20 protein-coding genes are annotated in these 20585 nt (G+C 41.7%); 11 read left to right on the top strand and 9 right to left on the bottom strand.

The genetic code is table 11. The features are described from left to right. Positions 1 to 22 precede the first annotated feature (22 nt). Complete coding sequence (gene egtC / locus V7K85_RS22500; RefSeq protein WP_334816707.1) at positions 23 to 832, bottom strand: ergothioneine biosynthesis protein EgtC; 810 nt, start codon at positions 830 to 832, stop codon at positions 23 to 25. Positions 833 to 1024: 192 nt separating this feature from the next. Here egtC and V7K85_RS22495 point away from each other — a divergent pair, with 192 nt between their 5' ends. Then, positions 1025 to 1531, top strand: coding sequence for a DUF1993 domain-containing protein (locus V7K85_RS22495; protein ID WP_334816705.1), 507 nt, complete (start codon positions 1025 to 1027; stop codon positions 1529 to 1531). Between the two features lie 94 nt (positions 1532 to 1625). On the opposite strand, the gene V7K85_RS22490 is transcribed toward V7K85_RS22495, so the two are convergent. The 4 genes from V7K85_RS22490 to V7K85_RS22475 all read right to left on the bottom strand — a co-directional run bounded on the left by V7K85_RS22490 (position 1626) and on the right by V7K85_RS22475 (position 5282). Beyond that, positions 1626 to 2405 carry a hypothetical protein gene (locus V7K85_RS22490; RefSeq protein ID WP_334816703.1) on the bottom strand — a complete coding sequence of 260 codons (780 nt, stop codon included), beginning with the start codon at positions 2403 to 2405 and terminating at the stop codon, positions 1626 to 1628. A 299-nt stretch (positions 2406 to 2704) separates the two neighbouring features. Continuing rightward, positions 2705 to 3574: a CheR family methyltransferase gene (locus tag V7K85_RS22485; protein WP_334816701.1), complete on the bottom strand. Its 870-nt coding sequence runs from the start codon at positions 3572 to 3574 to the stop codon at positions 2705 to 2707. A gap of 410 nt (positions 3575 to 3984) precedes the next feature. Then, entirely contained in the window at positions 3985 to 4530 is a 546-nt protein-coding gene (locus tag V7K85_RS22480) for a hypothetical protein (RefSeq protein ID WP_334816699.1), read from the bottom strand. Positions 4531 to 4715: 185 nt separating this feature from the next. Next, positions 4716 to 5282, bottom strand: coding sequence for an HD domain-containing protein (locus tag V7K85_RS22475; protein ID WP_334816697.1), 567 nt, complete (start codon positions 5280 to 5282; stop codon positions 4716 to 4718). Positions 5283 to 5543: 261 nt separating this feature from the next. Here V7K85_RS22475 and V7K85_RS22470 point away from each other — a divergent pair, with 261 nt between their 5' ends. From V7K85_RS22470 to V7K85_RS22460, 3 genes are all read left to right on the top strand, one after another. Beyond that, a complete protein-coding gene (locus tag V7K85_RS22470; RefSeq protein ID WP_334816695.1) occupies positions 5544 to 6119 on the top strand; it encodes a Uma2 family endonuclease in 576 nt (191 codons plus the stop codon). A gap of 389 nt (positions 6120 to 6508) precedes the next feature. After that, positions 6509 to 7249 (top strand): LmeA family phospholipid-binding protein, encoded by a 741-nt coding sequence (locus V7K85_RS22465; RefSeq protein WP_334816693.1) that lies wholly within the window; start codon positions 6509 to 6511, stop codon positions 7247 to 7249. Positions 7250 to 7282: 33 nt separating this feature from the next. Beyond that, complete coding sequence (locus V7K85_RS22460; RefSeq protein ID WP_334816691.1) at positions 7283 to 7834, top strand: DUF2231 domain-containing protein; 552 nt, start codon at positions 7283 to 7285, stop codon at positions 7832 to 7834. Positions 7835 to 7982: 148 nt separating this feature from the next. Here V7K85_RS22460 and V7K85_RS22455 read toward each other — a convergent pair whose 3' ends face one another. Then, positions 7983 to 8945 (bottom strand): TauD/TfdA dioxygenase family protein, encoded by a 963-nt coding sequence (locus V7K85_RS22455; RefSeq protein ID WP_334816689.1) that lies wholly within the window; start codon positions 8943 to 8945, stop codon positions 7983 to 7985. A gap of 991 nt (positions 8946 to 9936) precedes the next feature. On the opposite strand from V7K85_RS22455, the gene V7K85_RS22450 reads away from it, so the two are divergent. Both V7K85_RS22450 and V7K85_RS22445 read left to right on the top strand, forming a co-directional pair. Beyond that, the gene (locus V7K85_RS22450; protein WP_334816687.1) at positions 9937 to 10353 is read left to right on the top strand and encodes a ribosomal maturation YjgA family protein; all 417 of its coding nucleotides are present in this window, start codon (positions 9937 to 9939) and stop codon (positions 10351 to 10353) included. Next, entirely contained in the window at positions 10331 to 10558 is a 228-nt protein-coding gene (locus V7K85_RS22445) for a DUF167 domain-containing protein (RefSeq protein WP_334816685.1), read from the top strand. Before V7K85_RS22450 ends, V7K85_RS22445 begins: the two co-directional genes overlap by 23 nt. A gap of 124 nt (positions 10559 to 10682) precedes the next feature. Here the strand turns inward: V7K85_RS22445 and V7K85_RS22440 are convergent, their stop codons facing one another. Beyond that, positions 10683 to 11294 carry a glutathione S-transferase family protein gene (locus tag V7K85_RS22440; protein ID WP_334816683.1) on the bottom strand — a complete coding sequence of 204 codons (612 nt, stop codon included), beginning with the start codon at positions 11292 to 11294 and terminating at the stop codon, positions 10683 to 10685. A 197-nt stretch (positions 11295 to 11491) separates the two neighbouring features. On the opposite strand from V7K85_RS22440, the gene V7K85_RS22435 reads away from it, so the two are divergent. The 5 genes from V7K85_RS22435 to V7K85_RS22415 all read left to right on the top strand — a co-directional run bounded on the left by V7K85_RS22435 (position 11492) and on the right by V7K85_RS22415 (position 15297). Next, positions 11492 to 12193 (top strand): SOS response-associated peptidase, encoded by a 702-nt coding sequence (locus tag V7K85_RS22435; RefSeq protein WP_334816681.1) that lies wholly within the window; start codon positions 11492 to 11494, stop codon positions 12191 to 12193. A 172-nt stretch (positions 12194 to 12365) separates the two neighbouring features. Beyond that, complete coding sequence (locus V7K85_RS22430; protein ID WP_334816679.1) at positions 12366 to 12887, top strand: photosystem I assembly protein Ycf3; 522 nt, start codon at positions 12366 to 12368, stop codon at positions 12885 to 12887. A gap of 76 nt (positions 12888 to 12963) precedes the next feature. Further along, positions 12964 to 13254, top strand: a complete 291-nt coding sequence (gene gatC / locus V7K85_RS22425) for an Asp-tRNA(Asn)/Glu-tRNA(Gln) amidotransferase subunit GatC (protein ID WP_334816677.1) — start codon at positions 12964 to 12966, stop codon at positions 13252 to 13254. A 63-nt stretch (positions 13255 to 13317) separates the two neighbouring features. Further along, entirely contained in the window at positions 13318 to 14286 is a 969-nt protein-coding gene (locus V7K85_RS22420) for a glutathione S-transferase family protein (protein WP_334816675.1), read from the top strand. Positions 14287 to 14475: 189 nt separating this feature from the next. Next, positions 14476 to 15297 carry a class I SAM-dependent methyltransferase gene (locus V7K85_RS22415; RefSeq protein WP_334816673.1) on the top strand — a complete coding sequence of 274 codons (822 nt, stop codon included), beginning with the start codon at positions 14476 to 14478 and terminating at the stop codon, positions 15295 to 15297. A 114-nt stretch (positions 15298 to 15411) separates the two neighbouring features. Here V7K85_RS22415 and V7K85_RS22410 read toward each other — a convergent pair whose 3' ends face one another. Continuing rightward, entirely contained in the window at positions 15412 to 16776 is a 1365-nt protein-coding gene (locus V7K85_RS22410) for an efflux RND transporter periplasmic adaptor subunit (RefSeq protein WP_334816671.1), read from the bottom strand. Positions 16777 to 16868: 92 nt separating this feature from the next. Next, positions 16869 to 20339 (bottom strand): efflux RND transporter permease subunit, encoded by a 3471-nt coding sequence (locus V7K85_RS22405; RefSeq protein WP_334816669.1) that lies wholly within the window; start codon positions 20337 to 20339, stop codon positions 16869 to 16871. Positions 20340 to 20585: the final 246 nt, after the last annotated feature.

The following is a 20585-nucleotide window of genomic DNA, read 5'->3' as shown; positions in this document are numbered from 1 at the left end:
ATCTGTGTGCATCTTTGTTTATCTAAACCCCAATGGGAGCAAATCTCTCCAACAGGCTAATTGTTGGCTGTAATGAGTAGGGTTGAACAAATAGTATACTTTGCTCAGCAAAAGCAGTCCAATTTTGGTTGGTTAAAGGCTCAGAGGCAACAATAACTTGGTTTGGGTGCTTGAGAGAATCACTTGACCAATAAAGAGTAGGGGCTTGTGTGCGGTAAGCGTAGCGAACTGCTACAACTGCTTGACCATCACTGACAATTATATTGGCACTAAAGCTGGTGTCATGTTCTGATGCCAACTCAGTCAATTTTTGAAGTGTCGCACGTAAGGCATCAAACAGAGTGCTGCCTGGAGACGACTGCCATATTTGGACTAGCAGGGCGAAGATGTGTTCTGAGTCAGTCATACCTTTAATCAAGCGGTATGTGGAATCAGAGAGGCTCTCACGTATTGGTCTATAGAGAGTCTGTTGAAAGTCTGAGATTTCACCATTATGCACAAACAACAGTTTCCCACTGCGAAATGGCTGACAGTTGCTAATGTTCAGCGATTCACCTATCCCAGCTAATCGGGCATAGCCTACAGTACAAGTAGATTCTACATAGTTGCTTAACTCTTCCAGATTCGGATCGTTCCAAAGCGGGATCGTGTTTCGGTAAATGAAGGGTTTACCCACTTCGTCGTACCAGCCTACACCCACCCCGTCTGCACAAACTACTCCTGATTTTAATTCCAAAGGACTGTAACTTTGTTTGTAAAGCGAATGCTCTGGTTTATACAGCAACTCATCTAATCGGATGGGATTACCAAGGTAGCCTATTAATCTACACATAAAAAATGACTTGCTGAAAGAGTAAGGAAATTAAGTCACAAGCCCCGATATCAATCGAACCTTTTAACTTTGCAGTAATTGCAAAGTATTACTAAGTTAACAACTATTTTTTATATTGTGTATGCTTGAACTATGACTTTAGTCATGGTTTTGTTTGTGCCTTTCATTAAACTTTTTCTGGATAAATAATCAATGACTATTTCAATGTACCAAGCTTCAATACCCGTGTCTATTCGCACACTGACTAACCTTGTAAGTATTCTGGAAAAAGGTGCTACATACGCTGAAACTAAAAAAATAGATCCTTCTGTGTTGATCAATAGTCGTCTATCCCCAGATATGTTTCCATTATCAAAACAAGTGCAAATTGCCTCTGACATAGTAAATAGAGGTGCCGCACGACTAGCTGGGATAGAACCACCCCAGTTTGAGGACAATGAAACTACATTCCCTCAACTTATTGACCGCATTCATCAAACTATCTCTGATTTAAATACATTTAAACCTGAGCAAATTGACGGTTCAGAGGAGAGAACAATTAGCCTTAAAATAGGTGACAATACTGTTGATTTTCAAGGAATGCCATTTCTCTTATATTTTGTTTTACCAAACCTTTATTTCCATGTCACAACAGCATATGATATTCTCAGGCACTGCGGTGTAGAACTTGGTAAACAAGACTTTCTTGGTCAGCCTTAAAATGAGAAAGCATTTAGGCAAATTACTTTCTTAATTTGCCTAAATGCTGATTGAACTCGCTTTATCTATTTTCCCAATGCAGTCTACTTTTTTTTCAAACTAAATAACTTGTATTGGGTACGATCGCAAAGAAGGCATACTCATACCAAGCAGTCCAGATAAAACTGCGAATCCATCGCTGACGCTTTTCAAGACTCAATTCATATTCAAACGCCCCACGAGATACATCAATGGAAGATAGATGAGAGTTGCAACCGCAGCCGTGTTGATAAGTAAAACCGTATTTGGAGGCAATACTTTGTACCTTCATCTGGATAGCAAACACCTTACCTGCATGGAGTATGGCATCCCAAGCACGTTTGTGTTCAATATCACGCTGATCAAACCGTAAGGCACGTTCTTCAAAAACATGATCGCGGTAAATTGGTGCTAGATGCACATGATAGAAGCTGGCAGGTAGTTCATAACCAAACTCATTAAACAAATCTATACCAATGTGAGCCACTTTTACTTCATCAGCGAACTCGATACCCTTTGACTCTACATCACGGAGAATTTCTGCAAAGTTCGGATAGCTGTGTTTGAGAAAGTCTTGCCCAAAAAAGTCAAGAGTTTCCCATGCCAGTTGTGTAAATAGCTGCGAGAATGACGGTATCAAGTGAGCTAGTTGGGGGCGATCGCTAAATAAGTCAACATCACCATGCTCTAATTTGTATAGGAACAACTGTGCCATCTCAACATAGCTTTGGGGATGGGAAAGTCCGACACTCGTGGTTCCTCTAGCAATGTCTTGCCATGTAGAAGGTAGTTGAGAAACGTGAACCGCATTTTCTCCAGCAATGACTGCAATAGGAGGACATTCGAGAAGTTGCATCGACAATCTCCTTTAAGACTCTAATGTGTAATTTACCTTAAGCGATCGCTGTATCTAGCTTTTGAACACAATTAAAAATGTTTGACGGACTGTCTTTTGACAGCGAGCATAATTTTGTTCATGATATTTTTTTACAACACTTTGTGTTAATTTTATTAGACATCTCCAGAGAAGAATGTAGAGACGCGAAATTTCGCGTCTCTACAAGGGTTTGAGTGAACGCATAATTAATTTTCACCAGATGTCTATTGGGCATAGGGCATAAGTCAATAATCAATAGTTCTTCTTCCCCTGCTCCCTCATCTCTCCAGTCCCCCCTGAGAACGTCCTCTTAAAGCGCCAGCTATCTTCTTGTATAGTTTTTCACCCTTAATTATCTCTTCATAGTACTGCTCATAAGGGGTAAACCTGATAGATTCTTGTTTTCCTAAACCCAAGATGCCAAAGGTGCAGAGACTATTATAAAACAGTTCATGTACCCGCTTTTGAAGTACCTGATTGAAATATATGAGGACATTACGACAAAGGATGACATTAAACTCATTAAAAGAGCTGTCAGTTGCTAAATTATGCTGGGCGAAGACAACGTTTTCTCTTAAGGATGCTCGAAAAATAGCATTATCATAAGCTGCTGTATAATATTCTGAGAAAGACTTCTTGCCACCTGCTTTCAGGTAAAGGTGAGTATATTCTTGCATCAGTTTCAGGGAGAAAATACCACTTTTGGCATTTTGTAATACCTTTTCGTTCGTATCAGTGGCATATATGCGGCAACGGTGGTAAAGTCCTTCTTCTTGCAGTAAAATTGCCATTGAGTAGACTTCTTCCCCACTTGAGCATCCAGCGTGCCAGATGCGAATAAACGGATAGGTTTGCAAGAAGGGGATAACTTGATTTCTGAAGGTGTTATAAAAGCTGGGATCACGAAACATTAATGTTACATTCACCGTCAGAGCAAGTAAAAATCGTTCCAGATAGGCACGGTTGTGGAGTAACCGTTCTTGCAATGCAGAAACATTTGCTAACCTCTCTAACTGCATGAAGCTTTGAATGCGGCGCTTGAGTGAGGAAAGAGCATAATCGCGAAAGTCATAACCATAGTACTGATACAGACCTTCCAAAAGCAGATGTATTTCGATGTCCTCCAAGGCCGGTTTGGGCAAAGTCATAATAATTCATAATTAATAATTTATAATTCATAATTATTACCCCAGCCATGAATGAGCTTTTTGAAATAATGATGGTGGACTTTGGGTAATTTCGATAAATCAATTTAATTGCTCTTTAACATCAAATAGGGATTAGAAATTAATAATTATTTGCTCATACAAGAATCCTAGATAGGTCATAAACAAGAAATAATCAGAACGACACACATATTTTTACAGTGAAGTGAGCTACGCATATCAAAGGCACTTTAAGTAGAAAAATTATATGTTCGCGCAGCAAATGTACCAGAAGAAAGGAATAGAGAAGATATTTACAAACAATTTCAGATTGCTGTAAAACCCAATTAGATTTTACGCCTAAAATAGCTTGCTGAATCAATTAAATTTGATAACGGTACTACTTATGGGTTTTATGGGTTTGAGTTTAACCAAGTGGCTATTACTCCTAAAATAGCGATCGCTGTTATCGAAATCACAGTTAGCAATCTAACCTGGTAGCGGAGATTTTTAATCTCTTGGCTCAGACTTTCTCTTTGTGGTATGGAATATGGTTGCAGTTCTGTAACTTCGATAGCTACTTGTTGGGGTGTATTTAGGGGTTTTCTAAAAGAGACCTGCGTGTGTAACCAATTAGTAATCAGTTGGGGACAGTTTTTCTTAAACCAATATAAAGCTAAGGTTTTAAAAACTGGTTTGGACATTCGGGCAATTAATTTCATCACCCTATTTAAGGGTTTCAGGCGAAGCTTTTGGTTGATCAGATTGACTGAACCAACATCATATAGACAATCCAGAATTAGTTTCACAGTGGCTTCTTCACTGTTAATCAAGTTTTGCAGTAAAAGCAGAACATCATGCATCCGCTCTGCTTCAATATACTTTTCTGCCAAGTTTTCTGGAGGACTTACTGAAGGACTTACAGTTGTATTTAGGGTGTTTTGTCTTACTATCGTCATATTGGTAACATAGCAGCCATAATAATGTAAGTACACCTATCTATCGAGAGAAAAATTTTTTATCTAGAGAGAGAACCTAAAAGCCAAAATTTGTTTGTGAGACATTATGACTATATCGTGTCTGTAAAAAGGTTATTTGTCTAGTTCCAATGAATCTTTTATTTACTTCTGGGTAAATAAAATTTTTACCCTGATGCTAATACCTCAATTTGTGCAACAACTCGTTCTAATTCCTCAATGATTATAGTAGTTCTAGTCTTCCTGAAGGCATCTACAAGCGCCCGATAATACCAAAGAGTACCTTCTTTACCCCCCTGAAAACGTTCCCAAACTGATTCGCCCAAAAGGCGATAATCTTTGAGAATAGACTGGGCGTTGTAAAGTTTATCTGCTAATGACACGAGCAGTACTGATGGGGAAGCGGTAGGAATATGAGCAATGTATGCCTCCTTGCGCTGTCGCCAAGGCGGTTTTGGAGTTGTATCAGCGTCAGTACAAGCATTTACAATTGCCGTTACATTGTCACCAAAACGGCGGCGAATTTCTTCCCGCGTTGCGGCGCCACCTTGGTCTTCGATCGCATCGTGTAAGAGGGCTGCGATCGCTTCATCTTCATTTGCCCCGTATTCTAAAGCAATACTGGTGACACCTAATAAATGGGCAATGTATGGGACACCTGAACCTTTACGAACTTGGTTAGCGTGCAATTGGGTAGCGTAGGTGAGGGCTGTGGTAAAACGTTCTGAGAGCATTGTATAAAAGGAGTCAGAATTCAGGAGCAAAGCTTGGGATCGCTTTGCCTCCGGTCAGGAGAAATCTACCGAATAATGGGTTTGTGTCAATTTTATAACAAACTGTTCCAGGCGCAGAGAGAAGTCTGAGCGCTGAAAGCCGCCGCTCAGAAATTCGGTAGCCGATCAGAACTTTGGTGGAGCAGAGGATGAGAGGAGTACAGAGGTAATGGAATCTCAACCTAAAATTGAAATATCTATCAAGCTTGCGATGGCATGATCATGAACAGTGAAAAAATAACGGTGCAGTCTTTATATACTGTCACTGATGAAGAATTAATGCTGATGAGTTCGCAAAATCCAGAACTGCGGTTTGAACGCAATGCTAATGGAACTTTAGAAACTATGCCCCCAACTGCTGGAATTTCTGGTAATCGAGAAATAAAAGCAGGAGCCTATCTGTTCAATTGGGTAGAAAGTCAGGAGCTTGGTGAAGTTTTTGGGTCGAGTACTGGTTTTAAATTAGCAAATACTGCTGTCAGAGCACCTGATGCTGCTTTTGTGGCTAAAGGACGTTTACCAGAAGGTTGGGATCAGCAAGAGGACAAATTTATCAACTTAGCACCCAACTTTGTAATTGAAATTCCTTCTAAAAATGATAGCTTGGCAAAACTCAAAGCTAAGATGGAAGAATATATTGCTAAGGGTGTTCAATTAGGATGGTTAATTGATAGTAAAAATCAACAAGCTTTAGTTTATCGCCGGGACGGTTCAATTACTCAATATCTGGCTACAGCAATATTAAGCGGTGAAGATGTTGTGCCTGGGTTGATGCTGCCTTTGAAAAAATTATTGTAAAAGCCATGGCTGCGGCTGTTTACATCTATCCACTTTATACCTATTCTATATGAGCAGGCGTCACGCAAAACAAAAATTCGATTCTCAGGTATATTGCGAATATTTTTTATTAAATAGATTTTAGCTAAAGTTCAAAAATAAACAACATAACTACTAAGTTATATATATTAAATCTTTCTTTTGAGTGATATCTGACAATAAGACGTTCTGTATCTACGCTTCAAAAACTCTGGGTAGAAAAGCCAAACTATTGATTACAAATGATACAATTATCCTTTTAGATAGACAGCATTTAAATCTATATTCCATCGTCAGATAGAGAAAATTCTGATGTTAATTATTTAGACTAACTCAAGGAAATATTATTTAAAGCAGGAGTTAATTTCATAATGGCAGACAGTCCTGGATTAGGAGAGCAAGCGCTGAATAAAGCAGCAGAAATAGGATTATCTAGCCAATTAGATGAAGTAGAAAATTTAGATGTAAACATCAAAACCGATCCGCTGAAACTAGTTCAGGGAGAAGTGGATGGAGTCACGATTAAAGGTGAAGGTTTAGTTATGCAGAAAGACCTCCGCATGGAGGAATTTGAAATGCAAATGACTAATGTTGCTATTAATCCTCTGAGTGTAGCTTTTGGCAAAATTGAACTCACTAAACCTACTGAAGCTAATGCACGGGTTGTGTTAACCGAGGCTGATATTAATCGCGCCTTCAACTCAGAATATGTGCGATCGCAACTGCAAAGTCAAAAAATTCATGTTAACGGGCAATTGACGACTATTGAGCCTCAACATGTAGACTTTCGACTACCAGGTGATGGGAAAGTAGCACTAAATGCCACCATAAAAATAGTAGAAACAGGTGAAAATCAGCAAGTTGCTTTTTCCGCAGTACCCAGGATCAGCGCTAATGGAAAAACTGTTACTTTGGAAAATGTCGAATATGGCGAAAGTAAAGAAATCTCGCCAGAGTTGACAAAAGCTTTGGTAGATCAAACTAGCGAACTTTTAAATTTGAGTAACTTTGATTTAGAAGGAATGAGCTTGCAAGTTAACCAACTAAAAGTTGAAGTAGGCAAACTAACCCTACAAGCTGAAGCTTATGTTGAACAAATTCCTTCAGATTAAAAATAGGACACTAATAAATTCAGGATACTAATAATGGAAACTACAGAAACAACGCAAACAAGTTCAACACCTTTCCCAAATATTCCACCAGTTATTGAAAGTAACGATAGTGAGTATCTTGATAGCGGCGTACCCAGTACAGTTGCGATCGCAGGACATCCCCTACATCCCCTGAGTGTGACCTTTCCCATAGCCTTTTTAGCCGCCGCCTTGGGAAGCGACATCGGCTACTGGTTAACTGGTGATTTCTTCTGGGCTAAAGCTTCACTATGGTTAATCGGACTAGGATTAGCTGGAGGCGTCCTTGCATCAGTCATTGGTCTGAGCGACTTTTTTAGAATTGAACGAGTTCGCAAACGCAGCGCAGGTTGGGCGCATTTAATACTTAACGTTTCTCTACTAGTTTTAAGTCTAATTAACTTCCTCCTGCGCTTGGGCGACGCTGAATCCCGAATACTACCTTGGGGATTGGTTCTCTCGCTGATTGTCGGTACGCTGGTTAGTATTTCCGGTTGGTTCGGTGCTGAACTCTCCTATCGCCACAAAATCGGTGTAGTGGGTGCAGGTAGCAGAAGATATCCCTAAATTCTTCTTTGTCTTTGAGCGATGGGACATTTTTTTATTTGGAAGTCCCTTACTCTAATGGTAATTAGATTTGCCTAAATAAGTTATCTGCTCTAATTTCATGCTGGGCTGCGTCAGATACAAGCAGCCCAGTTTAATACTTTGTAGCTTATGAAAGCACTGGTTGTGTTTCCAACTTCTGGGCTTTTTGCTTGAAGACGGTTGGTACTTCTGAGCTGAACGCCTCACCTTGAACCACTTCTGAGCGAAAACCATCAACCCCAACTGGAACATCGCCAGTGATAGTGGTGCGATATAGGAGACGCTCGACATCCAAATGATCTAAATCTTGAGGAGCCAAATGCACGGTGGCGCGGTTGTCCCAGAACGCGATATCACCGTTGTTCCAACGGAAACGGGTGGTGTAGGCAGGCTTGGTGATTTGGTTAAAGAACAACTCAAGCAACAGCTTGCTCTCTTGTGATGACACATCAACAATGTGTGAGGTGAAGCCAGGGTTAATGAACAACGCACGCTCACCAGTCTCAGGATGAACCCTTACTACTGGGTGGATTGACACTAGTGGATTGACAGCAATGCGCTCGGCGAACTTGCTGTTAGCGGGCTGATACCCACTCCCATTGAAGCGATGTTCAGCTTTCAATGTGTCTGCTAGCGCCCGTAGAGGTGCTGACAGACCCTCATAAGCCGCAACTAAATTACTCCATTGGGTGTCACCACCAAAGCTAGGGACATTAACCGCACGTAAAATTGACGCTGCTGGCGGGTTGATAGCCGCTGTTACGTCTGTGTGCCAGGGACCTCCAGTGCGAAAACCGTACTGCTTCTCATAGAGCCTCCGGTCTACGGGTTTAAGTTGCGGAAATCCCGGAACTGGTTCAGGCTCTCCGAGTGGATGGGCGAAAGTCACTTCACCAAAACGAGATGTGAATTCAACTTGGGCAGCATGATCAATGTTTTGTCCACGAAAGAACACAACTTTCCACTTCAATAGTGCTTTACGAATTTCTTTGACTTCATCATCATTCAGAGGATGGGAAAAATCTACGTTACTGATTTCGGCACCGATGAAACCAGCTACTTGTTTGACTTCGATATGTTTGTAGCCCATGTAGATTCTCCAGAGTTTGATCCATAGGATGGTGTTCGTACTCGTCCGTTTCTTTTGGAATTTTGCTATCAAGTGCAAGCAAAATTCTAAAGGAAGCGATCGTAGCTGCGAATCTTATACTTTATCTTGATAAATTTACCGTAGTATTAATTGTTATATTTTTAGAGTGCCGGAACAACCAGAGGTTTATAGCATCTCATCAAAGGCTTAGAAGTGCCCAGAAATAAAATTGCTCTGTCCTACAACTGATTTAAGGCATCCAATCTTTCAGATGTGGGTATTGGCTCTGATACCTGCATCGTCACAATATGCCATTAAAAAACCGCGTTTATGTCTGTCCTGTGTGCGGTCACATTGAGGATAAAAACTTAAACGCAGTTAACAATATTGACCGTTGGTTTCAATACGCTTGGGTTAAAGCCAAAAACCAAAACTAGTGTAGGTTGGGGAACCACTGCGCCCTTGTAGTTTCCCGAAGGGTAACCCAACATTTTTCGTGATTTCTTAGGTTTCACTTGCCTACAGGACGCTGTTCGCGTTCGTTCAACCCAACCTACAGATATCCTTAACCCAAGCGTATTACCCTTGGTTTGACGGAATTTTTATTCCTGATAGCGAGTTTACGAGCGTTACGGTTGGCGGTAAGTTCTACCGTGTCAGCTGTGGAGTAGACAACCCTCTCAAGGGTTTTACAGAACGGTCATTTTCTGATGATATCTATTCGGGGTAGAAAACTATCGTCCTGGCATAGCCTTTCGTAGAGAAGAGGCTGCGCTATCGCCTTTGACATCTGCCTTTGGACTATTTAATAGAGATTGCAACTCCAATGGGTGAGCGATAGATTGTATATTCTGGTCAAGGGCTGGATCATTACTTAATTTTTTTATACTATCGAATATAGTATAATTGCTTAAAGAGAATCAGGAGATAGTAAACCGACTTCTAGTGGTTCGGGCTGCTAAAATTTTGCTTAGTCTTTAGTCCTGAGAAAATGCGCCGAAACCGTAACCAAACAATATTTATTATTCTTTCTGTGCTCATCGTTGTACCGATGGGCTTTTTGTTTAAGTATTATAGTGGGCCTGCCCATCAGTGGTTTAATGACTACGGAGCAGCTATATTTTACGAAATATTTTGGTGTCTGTTCGCATTTTGGTTTTTCAGAAGTCGAGCGACGGTAATCAAAATTCCTATATGGGTTTTTGTGATCACCTGTATACTAGAATTCTTGCAACTTTGGCATCCGCCCCTATTAGAGGAGATTCGCGCCACCTTGATAGGTAAATTGTTACTTGGTACCACCTTTGTTTGGTGGGATTTTCCTCATTATGTATTGGGTTGTGTTTTAGGTTGGTTGTGGCTGCGACAATTACACGAAATAGGTTATGCAAAAAAAAGTCAAGGTTAAACCTAATTCAAAACAGCAAAAGATTGAAGAACAACCTGATGGCAGTTTGACTGTGTATTTAAAATCACTCCCAATTGATGGTAAGGCGAATGAAGAGTTAATTAAATTACTAGCAGAGAAATTTGATGTAACCAAATCTCAGATCAGAATTAAGTCAGGTTTGTCCTCTAGGCAAAAGCTGATAGAAATTGATGCTGATATCTAGTTGCTGTTTAGTAACACCTTCTAAGAAGACTTTGCCTGCCTCCTGAATGTGAGGTAATGTCCCACCCAGTACATCCTCTACTAGAGCCAAGAAACGAGAGATAGAAACCCACAAAATATAATTTTTATGCTTGTGTAATACTGATATACCTTGGTTGAGATTTGACTCTTCCTATCCAAGCTTGGATAGCAGGAAATTGTGTTAAATTGAACCCACCTTCATCAGCTACATGAGTGTAAGCGAACAAGGCGATATCAGCAATCGTGTAACGCTCTCCCACAAGAAAAGTGTGAGAAGTTAAGTGTTTTTCCATCAAGTTAAGTGCTGCATAACCTGGTTCACGTTTTTGCTTGATAGCTTCACTATATTCTTCAGTTTTACCTAAAATAGAAATCCAAAATCTTGATGTAGCAATAAAAGGTTCATGGCTATACTGTTCAAAACATAACCATTGCAGCACCTGCGCTCGTAAAAATCGGTCATAGGGTAAAAATTCTGTGCATTCACTCAGATAGACCAATATGGCATTTGATTCTGCCAAGTATTTCCCTGGCTTAATTTCCAGAACGGGTATCTTACCGTTAGGATTTTTACTTAAAAATTCTGGTGTTCGAGTCTCGCCTTTCAAGATGTTAAGCTCTACCCTCTCAAAAGGCATACCTAGTTGTGTCAATAAAAGACGTATCTTATAACCATTGCCAGAAGGTAAAAAATCGTACAAATACAGTAGTTCCATGCTAAAATCAAGTTAGGAATATGTTGATAAGTGAAAGTTGAAAATACAATATCTTACCAAAAGATTTTCCCCAAACCGGATAATTGTTTTGAGATTTGGCTTCTGAGTACTAGATAAAACCATTAAAAAAAATAAAAAAAGTATTATTTATCTCTAGATTGAGATGTTTAATTTAGTCAGTGGTTGAGAATAAAAGTATGTGTGGAAGATTTACTCTAAACCAGTCGGCAGCAACTTTAGCTCAAGTTTTCCATGTTGAGCCAGTTTCGGATTTAGCAGCAGAATATAACATTGCACCTACGCAAATGGTGGCTACAGTGTTACAAAATCCCGAAAGCGAAAAGCGTGAATTTAAGCAATTGCATTGGGGATTAATTCCGTCATGGGCGAAAGATACAGGGATGGGGGCAAAGCTGATTAACGCTAGGGCAGAAACTGTTGCCGAAAAACCCTCTTTCCGCTCGGCTTTTAAGCATCGACGCTGTTTAGTGCTAGCTGATGGCTTTTATGAGTGGCAACGGCAACAAGGTAAAAAGCAACCGTTTTATTTTCGCCTTCAAGATGGACAACCCTTCGCCTTTGCAGGTTTGTGGGAGAAATGGCGATCGCCTGCTGACGAGGAAATAATCTCTTGTACAATTTTGACAACGGCAGCTAACGAATTACTCCAACCCATCCACGAGCGGATGCCGGTGATTCTAGAGCCACAAGATTACGATTTATGGCTAGATTCCCAAGCGCAAACGCTCGAAACCCTACAGCAGCTACTGCGTCCCTATCCAGCGCCAGCAATGACTGCCTATCCAGTTAGCACCTTGGTCAATAACGCTCGGCATAATAATCCGCAATGCATCATCCCCCTCAGTGATCAGAATGCACCCGCAAATCAGTTAAATTAGCTATTGAGTGTACTAGGGGATTGGGGAAATGAGGGAGATGGGGAAGCAGAGGAAGCACGGGAAGAAAAACTATTGATTATTGCCTAATGCCCAATGCCCCATGCCCAATGCCCAGTCCCCAGTCCCCAGTCCCCAGTCCCCAGTCCCCAATCCCCAATCCCCAGAGACAAATATGCCAAGAACACAAAAAAACGATAATTTTGTTGACAAATCCTTTACAGTAATGGCGGATATCATCTTGAAAATCCTGCCAACCAACAAAAAAGCTAAAGAAGCGTTTGTTTATTATCGAGATGGCATGTCAGCCCAAGCAGAAGGGGAATATGCTGAAGCATTGGAATACTATGAAGAAGCTCTAACACTAGAGGAAGATACCAACGATCGCGGCTATATTCTTTACAATATGGGGTTAATCTATGCCAGCAATGGTGACCACAAAAAAGCTTTAGAACTGTATCACCAGGCAGTTGAGTTAAACCCACGTATGCCCCAAGCCTTGAACAACATCGCCGTGATTTATCACTACCAAGGCGAAAGGGAGAAAGAAGCTGGAGATAACGAGGCTGGCGAAGCACTGTTTGACCAAGCAGCAGACTATTGGATTCGAGCTATTCGCATGGCTCCCAATAACTACATCGAAGCCCAAAACTGGCTGAAAACCACTAAGCGATCGCAAATTGACGTATTCTTCTAAAACTGATGAGTTAGGAATTATAAATCATTCACTCCTAACTCCTCACTCCTAACTCCTAACTCCTAACTAAAAAAAGATGATTGACCAAGAACAAGTTCACAGAGTAGCTAATCTTGCTCGTTTAGAATTGACTCCAGAAGAAGAGGAACAATTCACTACCCAGTTAGGAAGTATCCTGGATTATATTGAACAGTTGAATGAACTTGATGTCAGTAATGTACCCCCCACAACACGGGCAATTGATGTCAGCAATATCACACGAGAGGATGAATTGCAATTCTATCCAGACCGGGAAAGTATTCTCAAGAGTGCGCCTGAACAGGAAGGTGAATTTTTCAAAGTACCAAAAATCCTCAACGCTGAATAGTCAAAAGTCAAAAGTCGAGAGTTTTAGATTCTTGACTGTTGACTAATAACTAAGGAGATAATTATGGGTTTGGGGATTCTTAAAGATGGTCAGTGGGTATCTCAAAGGGATCAAGAAGACTCAGAAGGTAAATTTGTTCGTCCATCAACAACTTTCCGCAACCACATTACAGATGATGGTTCTAGTGGGTTGAAAGCTGAAGCGGGGCGCTATCATCTTTATATTTCTTGGGCTTGCCCTTGGGCGTGTCGCACTGCCATTATCCGCCAATTGAAAGGACTCCAAGATGTCATTGGGTTATCGGTCGTTGCAGCAGAAATTGCTCAAAATAGCTGGGAATTTGGCGATGAACCGGGGTCTATTCCCGATACAGTCAATGGTACTCAATATCTTTGGCAGCTTTATCTGAAGGCTGACCCTAACTATAGCGGCCGGGTGACAGTTCCAGTTTTATGGGATATCCAAAATGGGACAATTGTCAATAATGAATCCCGTGAAATCATCCGGATGTTTGATACAGAATTCAATGCTTTCGCTAAACAAAATATCAATTTTTATCCAGAACATTTACAAAAAGTAATTGACGAGACGATTGATACAATTTATCAACCAATAAATAACGGTGTCTACCGGGCGGGATTTGCTACCACTCAGTCAGCTTATGATGAAGCGGTAACGGAATTATTTGCGGCTCTTGATTCCTGGGAAAAAGTATTAGGAAATCAGCGTTATCTTTGCGGAAATGAAATTACTGAGGCGGACTGGTGTATGTTCACGACTCTGTTTCGCTTCGATGTAGTTTATTATGTACATTTCAAATGCAACTTACGCAGGATTGTAGATTATCCGAATCTGTGGAATTATCTCAAAGAACTTTACCAATTGCCGGGAGTCAAAGAGACTTGCAATCTTGACCACATCAAACGGCATTATTACAAGAGCCATCCCCAAGTTAACCCAACTCGCATCGTCCCAAAAGGCCCAATGATTGATTTTGATGCACCCCATAACCGGGATAAAATATTTGCTTGATTAACACTGCTGACCTTTAACTATTTTGTTCGCTTGTCGCGTCATCGCTTGGGGCTGCTCTTTTTTCCAAGCAATATAGTCTGCACGATCCTGTTGATCGACATACTGACGCAGCAGTCTGTCCCAAAGTTCAAAATTAATCATTCTTACTTGTATAATCTAGAGCGAGAAAATCAAAACGCTAGCACTTTGAAAACCGTTGATTATATGAGTAACTTTGTTACCTCGTCGACTGAAGCTTTAAATAACGTTCCTGTAACATGGGAACGTTTGATTCCTAATCGCCTAGCTAAGGATTCGGCTAGTCGCAAGATTTTGGAGTTACATATTGGACGCTACGAAATTGCAACTAACTATGTTTTAGGCAAAAGAGTTTTAGATATTGCATGTGGTAGTGGATATGGTAGCCAAATGCTACGTGTTGCAGGCGCAAGTAGTGTAGTTGGAGTCGATATATCCTCACAGATTGTAGAATATGCTCAGAAACAGTACCAAATACCTGGAATAGATTTCATTTGCTCTGATGCAGAGCAGTTTGAGTGTTCAGAGCCTTTTGACGTTATTGTATCATTTGAGACAATAGAACATTTAAAAGATCCGACCAGTTTTTTGAAACAGCTTCATAATTATTTAGCTACTAATGGTGTATTGATAATATCTGTACCATTGGGTGAAACACGCCATTTCGATCCATACCACCTTCATGCCTTCACTCAGGATCAAATATTTACGCTTTTAGAAACAACAGGTTTTTGTGTAGATTACTACCGTTGCGACCAGTGTTTTTTGACTCGTAATGAGATGCTTTACTGGAAACAGTTATACTCAGAATCCAGCCCATCGTTTTGGGAGCTGTTGTTTACTCGAAGGGGATGGCAGATAATATACGACCTTGTGCTTAAGGGCGGTTTTGATGTTCCTCAACTATTGGTTACTGCTTATAAGGGACTTCCAAAAAATAAAATCCTCACTGAGAACGATGCCTTCGGCAAGCAGCAGATTGCAAGTTAATTGAGTAGACCCCTTCCCTAACCTCCCCGATGCCTTGGGGAGGGTGCGCGATCGCGCGGGTGGGTTAGTGTACCTTACTTAGATGGAAAGCGCTGTAAATTGACAACATTGAGTCTACTTTGTTTGTGCAACTGGCTGCACTCGCAAACCCTCTGTCTCATCAACCGTAGGAGTGGCAATCAGCGATTCATTTCCTGTCAGACCTGATGTAATTTCTACTTCAGTACCATAATCTCGCCCAACGACAACTTTTTGATAATGCACTGTTTGGTCTTTGGTTAGAGTTGCTACCTGCGTACCTCCAGCGTTAACGACTAAGGCACTATCTGGCACAACAAAGGGAGTATTAGTGCGGTTAATGGCAAATTTAACAGTGGCATACATCCCAGGTCGTAGCGTCGCGTTGTAATTCTCCACTTCTAATTGTGTCAGCAAAGTGCGAGTATTTGGATCTATTGCGTTGCTAGTACGCACTACTTTACCCGTAAACGCTCGTTGCGGTAACTCTTTGACTGTAATTTCTGCTGTTTGACCAGTCTGAAATGACGGTGATAAACTCTGTGGAACATTCACATTCACGTCTAGCTTGTCATAAGCAGCAATGGTATAAAGGCTAGTATTGCTAGTGTTGGTATTGCTGGTATTGGTGTTACTACTACTAGTATTGCTGGTGCCACTACCTGCTGAAATTAAAACACCTGTATTTACATTACGTGCGGTAATCACCCCTGCGAAAGGAGCAGTGACTTTCTTGTAAGACTGCAATACGGTATTACGCTGGAAGTTTGCTTGACTTGCATAAACGTTAGCTTGTGCAGCTTTGACGTTAGCAGAGTCAGAATTGACAGTATTTTTTGCTGCCTCAACGTTGGCAAGATTAGCCTGATATGTGGCATATCTTGTATCTGCATCTTGTTGAGGCACTGCACCTTGCTTGACAAGAACACTCCAGCGCTGCCAACTCTGACGTGCGATCAATAGATTAGCCTGGGCTTGCTTCACATCAGAAACGCCTTTAGCTAAACTAGCACGACTTTGAAGCACGTTAGCTTGTGCTTGTGCTAACTCTGCCTTTGCTTGCAAAACTTGCTGATCTATGTCTGGTGAATCAATCTCTGCTAATAATTGACCAGCCTGCACGCGATCGCCAATATCTGCGTACCACCGCCGCAAATACCCAGTACTACGAGCGTAGATGGTCGTTTGGTTAAGGGCTACAACACTCCCAGGTAGTTCCAAATTGGTAGTAGCAGCAGCGCGACGGGGAGTGATAATGTTGACTGAGGGTACGGTGCTTGCTTCCTTGACTGCTGCTTTTAATTCTGACCTTTGGCTTAACCGGGGCAGAATACCTATGGCTAGTAGGCTACCAAAAAAAACAGCACCAATTACAGCCCAACCAATTCGACCGATGCCGCGCCTTTTTTTAGAAGTCGTTTGTTGTTGAGAATCAGGAGATGCAGGAGGCTGAGAATCCATAGGTAAGCTGTCCCATATTATCTAATTTGCAGAAATTCAGCAGCTAGAGTCATTACCATCATTGGCTTTGGCAATTTTGTTCTTTAAATTGCTTACTCCTTACCTTGGGATGATGACAACGAGTATGCGGTCTGTGGATCTGAGAAATTTAAATCGTCATCATCCTGATCAATAGGACGAGGTTGTTTACGCCGTAACATGCTGTATACAACAGGTACAAAGATGAGAGTCGCAACTGTTGCAGCTGACAAGCCGCCAATTACAGCGCGACCCAAGGGCGCATTCTGCTCACCACCTTCACCAAGACCGAGAGACATTGGCACCATCCCAATGAGCATGGCTAAGGCAGTCATCAACACAGGACGCAATCGCGTGTGACCCGCAGCTTGCGCTGCTTTATAGGCATTTTCACCTTCCAGACGCTGGTCATTAGCAAAAGTAATCAGTAGAATACTGTTTGATGTCGCCACACCTATACTCATAATTGCACCCATTAGCGAAGGAACACTAAAAGTGGTGCGGGTGACAAACAGCATCCAGACAATACCAGCTAAAGCACTTGGCAATGCCATCATAATAATCAGGGGATCGAGCCAAGATTGGAAGTTCACTACCATTAAGCAGTAAACCAGCACAATTGCAAATACAAGTCCGAAACCAAGTCCAAGAAAGGAAGAGTTCATCGTTTGCACTTGCCCACGGACATTAATTTGACTACCGTGAGGCAATTTTTTCTTATAATCAGCGATGATTCGATCTACATCGCGGGCAACTCCCCCCAGATCGCGATCGTAAGAGTTAGCGTAGATATCAAAAACTGGCTGAATGTTGTAGTGATTTACAACTTGCATCACTGTGTCGCGTTTGACACTAGCCAAATTACCTAAAAGTTGGGGTGCAGTTTGACCGTTACTAACTGGCGTATTTTTCAGGCTGTCAATAGAGTCAATTTTGTACTGGGGAACTTGTACAGCAAGGGTGTAACTTACGCCTTTTTTAGGATCGAGCCATTGGTTAATTGCGGCTTGACCGCTTGAACTTAAGGAAGTGAGAACGCTATTGGCAACATCACGCTGGGTCATACCCAGTTGTTGAGCCTCGGTGCGATCTACATCAAGACGTAACTCTGGCGCATCGACAACTTGCTGCATGTGTACATCTACAGCGCCAGGAATGAGCATCATCCGGGCTTCGATTTCTTTGGCAATTTTAAAGTTAGCCTTTGAGTTTTGCAGAGGCCCAGATATTTGCACGTCAACAGCAGCAGGCAAACCGAAATTCAGAATTTGAGTAACAATATCAGCCGGTTCAAAAAAGAAGGTGTAGTTGGGAAATGTCGCTTTCAATTTTTGGCGGAGTTGCTTGACGTAAGAAAAAGTTGAACCAGATTCTTTTAGGGACACAAGAATGTCAGCATCAGCCGGCCCAATTGTAGCACCGTTGTAGCCATAGGTAAGGTTAATGCCACTGTTGGGTAAGCCGATGTTATCCAGAATCTTCGAGAGATTTTCTTTCGGTACAGTCTGGCGGATAACGCCTTCGACTTGGCTGACAATTCTTTCTGTCTCTTCCAAACGAGTACCAGGTAAGGCTCGAACATGTAGGCTAAACTGACCACCATCGACTTCAGGGAAAAAATCTTGACCGACGAACGGCAACAAAACTCCTGCACTTACTATAAAAGCACCAAACAGCACAAAGACTATACGGCGGTGATTTAATGCTGAGGTCAGGACATCGTAATACCAACTGCGAAATTTCTCAAATTGTCGGTTAAACTTTTCGTGTAGCCGCCATATCCAATCTTTCTTAACAGGTTCGGCAGTTTTCGTTGTTGCTTCTTCTGTTTGGTGGTGGTTGTCATGACCATTATTGTTTTGGACTGGCGAATGTGTGTGGTGGTTGTCGCGACTATTATGGATTTCGACTAGTGAATGGGTGTGGCGGTTGTCGCGACCATTATTGTTTTGGACTGGCGAATCTATATGATGGTTATCACGACCATTATTGTTTTGGACTGGCGAATCTATATTATGCTTGTCGCCATGACCATTATGATCCTCGCTTTCTCTATGCAAGTGCGCTTCCTGTGGTAGGAAATAATTTGCCATCGTCGGTACTACAGTCCGAGATAGCAGATAGGAAGCAAGCATGGCAAAGACTACCGCCATCGCTAGCGGGACAAACAGGTATTTTGCCACTCCACTCAAAAACACCACCGGTACAAAGACAATACAAATACATAATGTTGCGACAAGTGCTGGAGTTGCGATTTGTTGAGCTCCATCCAAGATTGCTCGCTTAATTGCTTTACCTTGTCCGAGATTTCGGTGGATATTTTCAATTTCTACTGTGGCATCATCTACGAGAATACCGACAGCTAAGGACAAACCACCCAAAGTCATAATATTGAAAGTTTGTCCTAAACGACTCATCACAATAATCGAAACCAGCATCGAGAGGGGAATCGATACCGCTACAATTACAGTGCTGCGCCAACTTCCCAAAAAAATCAAAATCATCAGCGCGGTGAGACACCCGGCAATCAATCCTTCTTTGAGAACGCCTTGAATCGAAGCTTTAACAAATACAGATTGATCGAACAAAAACGCTAAATTCAGTCCTGGGGGTAAAGTGGATTGGATGCGAGGCAAAGCTTTTTTTACCCGATCAATCACATCAATAGTTGAGGCATTGCCACTCTTGAGAATACTCAGTAAGCTTGAGCGCTTGCCATTTTCACGTACTATATTCGCTTGTACGGCAAAGCCATCTCGTACCTGCGCGACATCACGAATGTAAGTCACATTACCATTGACTTGTTTTATCGGCAAGTCGTTGAGGGCTGCCACTACATCTGGACTATTGTTGATTTGTACGGCGAAGTCGCGAGCGCCTATCTTCATATTGCCTGCGGGCAAAACCAAGTTTTGGGCACTGACAGCATTAGTCACGTCTTGGGCAGAAACGCCTTTAGCCAACATCGCTTGGGGATCGATATCAACCATAATTTGCCGAGGTTTACCACCATAGGGCAAAGGTACACTCGCACCTTGCACTGTTGCTAACTGGGTGCGGACAACGTTAGTAGCAAAGTCGTTGAGCGCTTGTTCCGGCAAGTTTTTGCTGCTGACACTCATCTGGATAATCGGCACGCTAGAAGCGTTGTATTGAATGATGAATGGCGGCGTGATCCCGGGTGGTAAAGGACGGAGAATTGTTTGGCTGACAGAGGTGATTTGAGCGACGGCTGAGGCTATATTAACGCTCGGTTGGAAGAAAACTTTGACGACGCTAACACCACTTAAAGATTGAGACTCAATGTGTTCGATGTCACCAACGGTTGTTGTCATGGCACGTTCGCTAATTGTCACTATTCGCTGTGCCATTTCCTCAGATGTAGTACCAGTATAAGTCCAAACTATACTGACAACCGGAATGTTAATTGCGGGAAAAATGTCAACCGCTGTGCCAAATATCGTTACTACACCCAAGATCACAATCATCAAGGCAGCGATCGCGAATGTATACGGAAGACGTAAAGCAATTTTGACGATCCACATGCAATTTCCTTTTAAATGGGTTTAGCGCTCTATGATCACTATTGCCAGAGAATAATTTAGAATCCTTCTTACAAGTGGCTTTTGTCAAAAAGTCACCATTTTGTGCATTGTATTAGAAAATAAAAACTCAAACCCATTTCTTGTCTTATATTAAAAATGGCATCTGATTTTTCGTTTTCTAGAGTGATGAAATAGAGTTAGATATATAAAGGTCTACTGAAGACATCGTAAATAAATGTAACGCGT

Origin of the sequence: Nostoc sp. (assembly GCF_036917615.1) — a bacterium.
Lineage (GTDB): Bacteria > Cyanobacteriota > Cyanobacteriia > Cyanobacteriales > Nostocaceae > Nostoc.
Note: the sequence above shows the minus strand (reverse complement) of the source record. Positions and strands in the feature narration are given on the sequence as shown.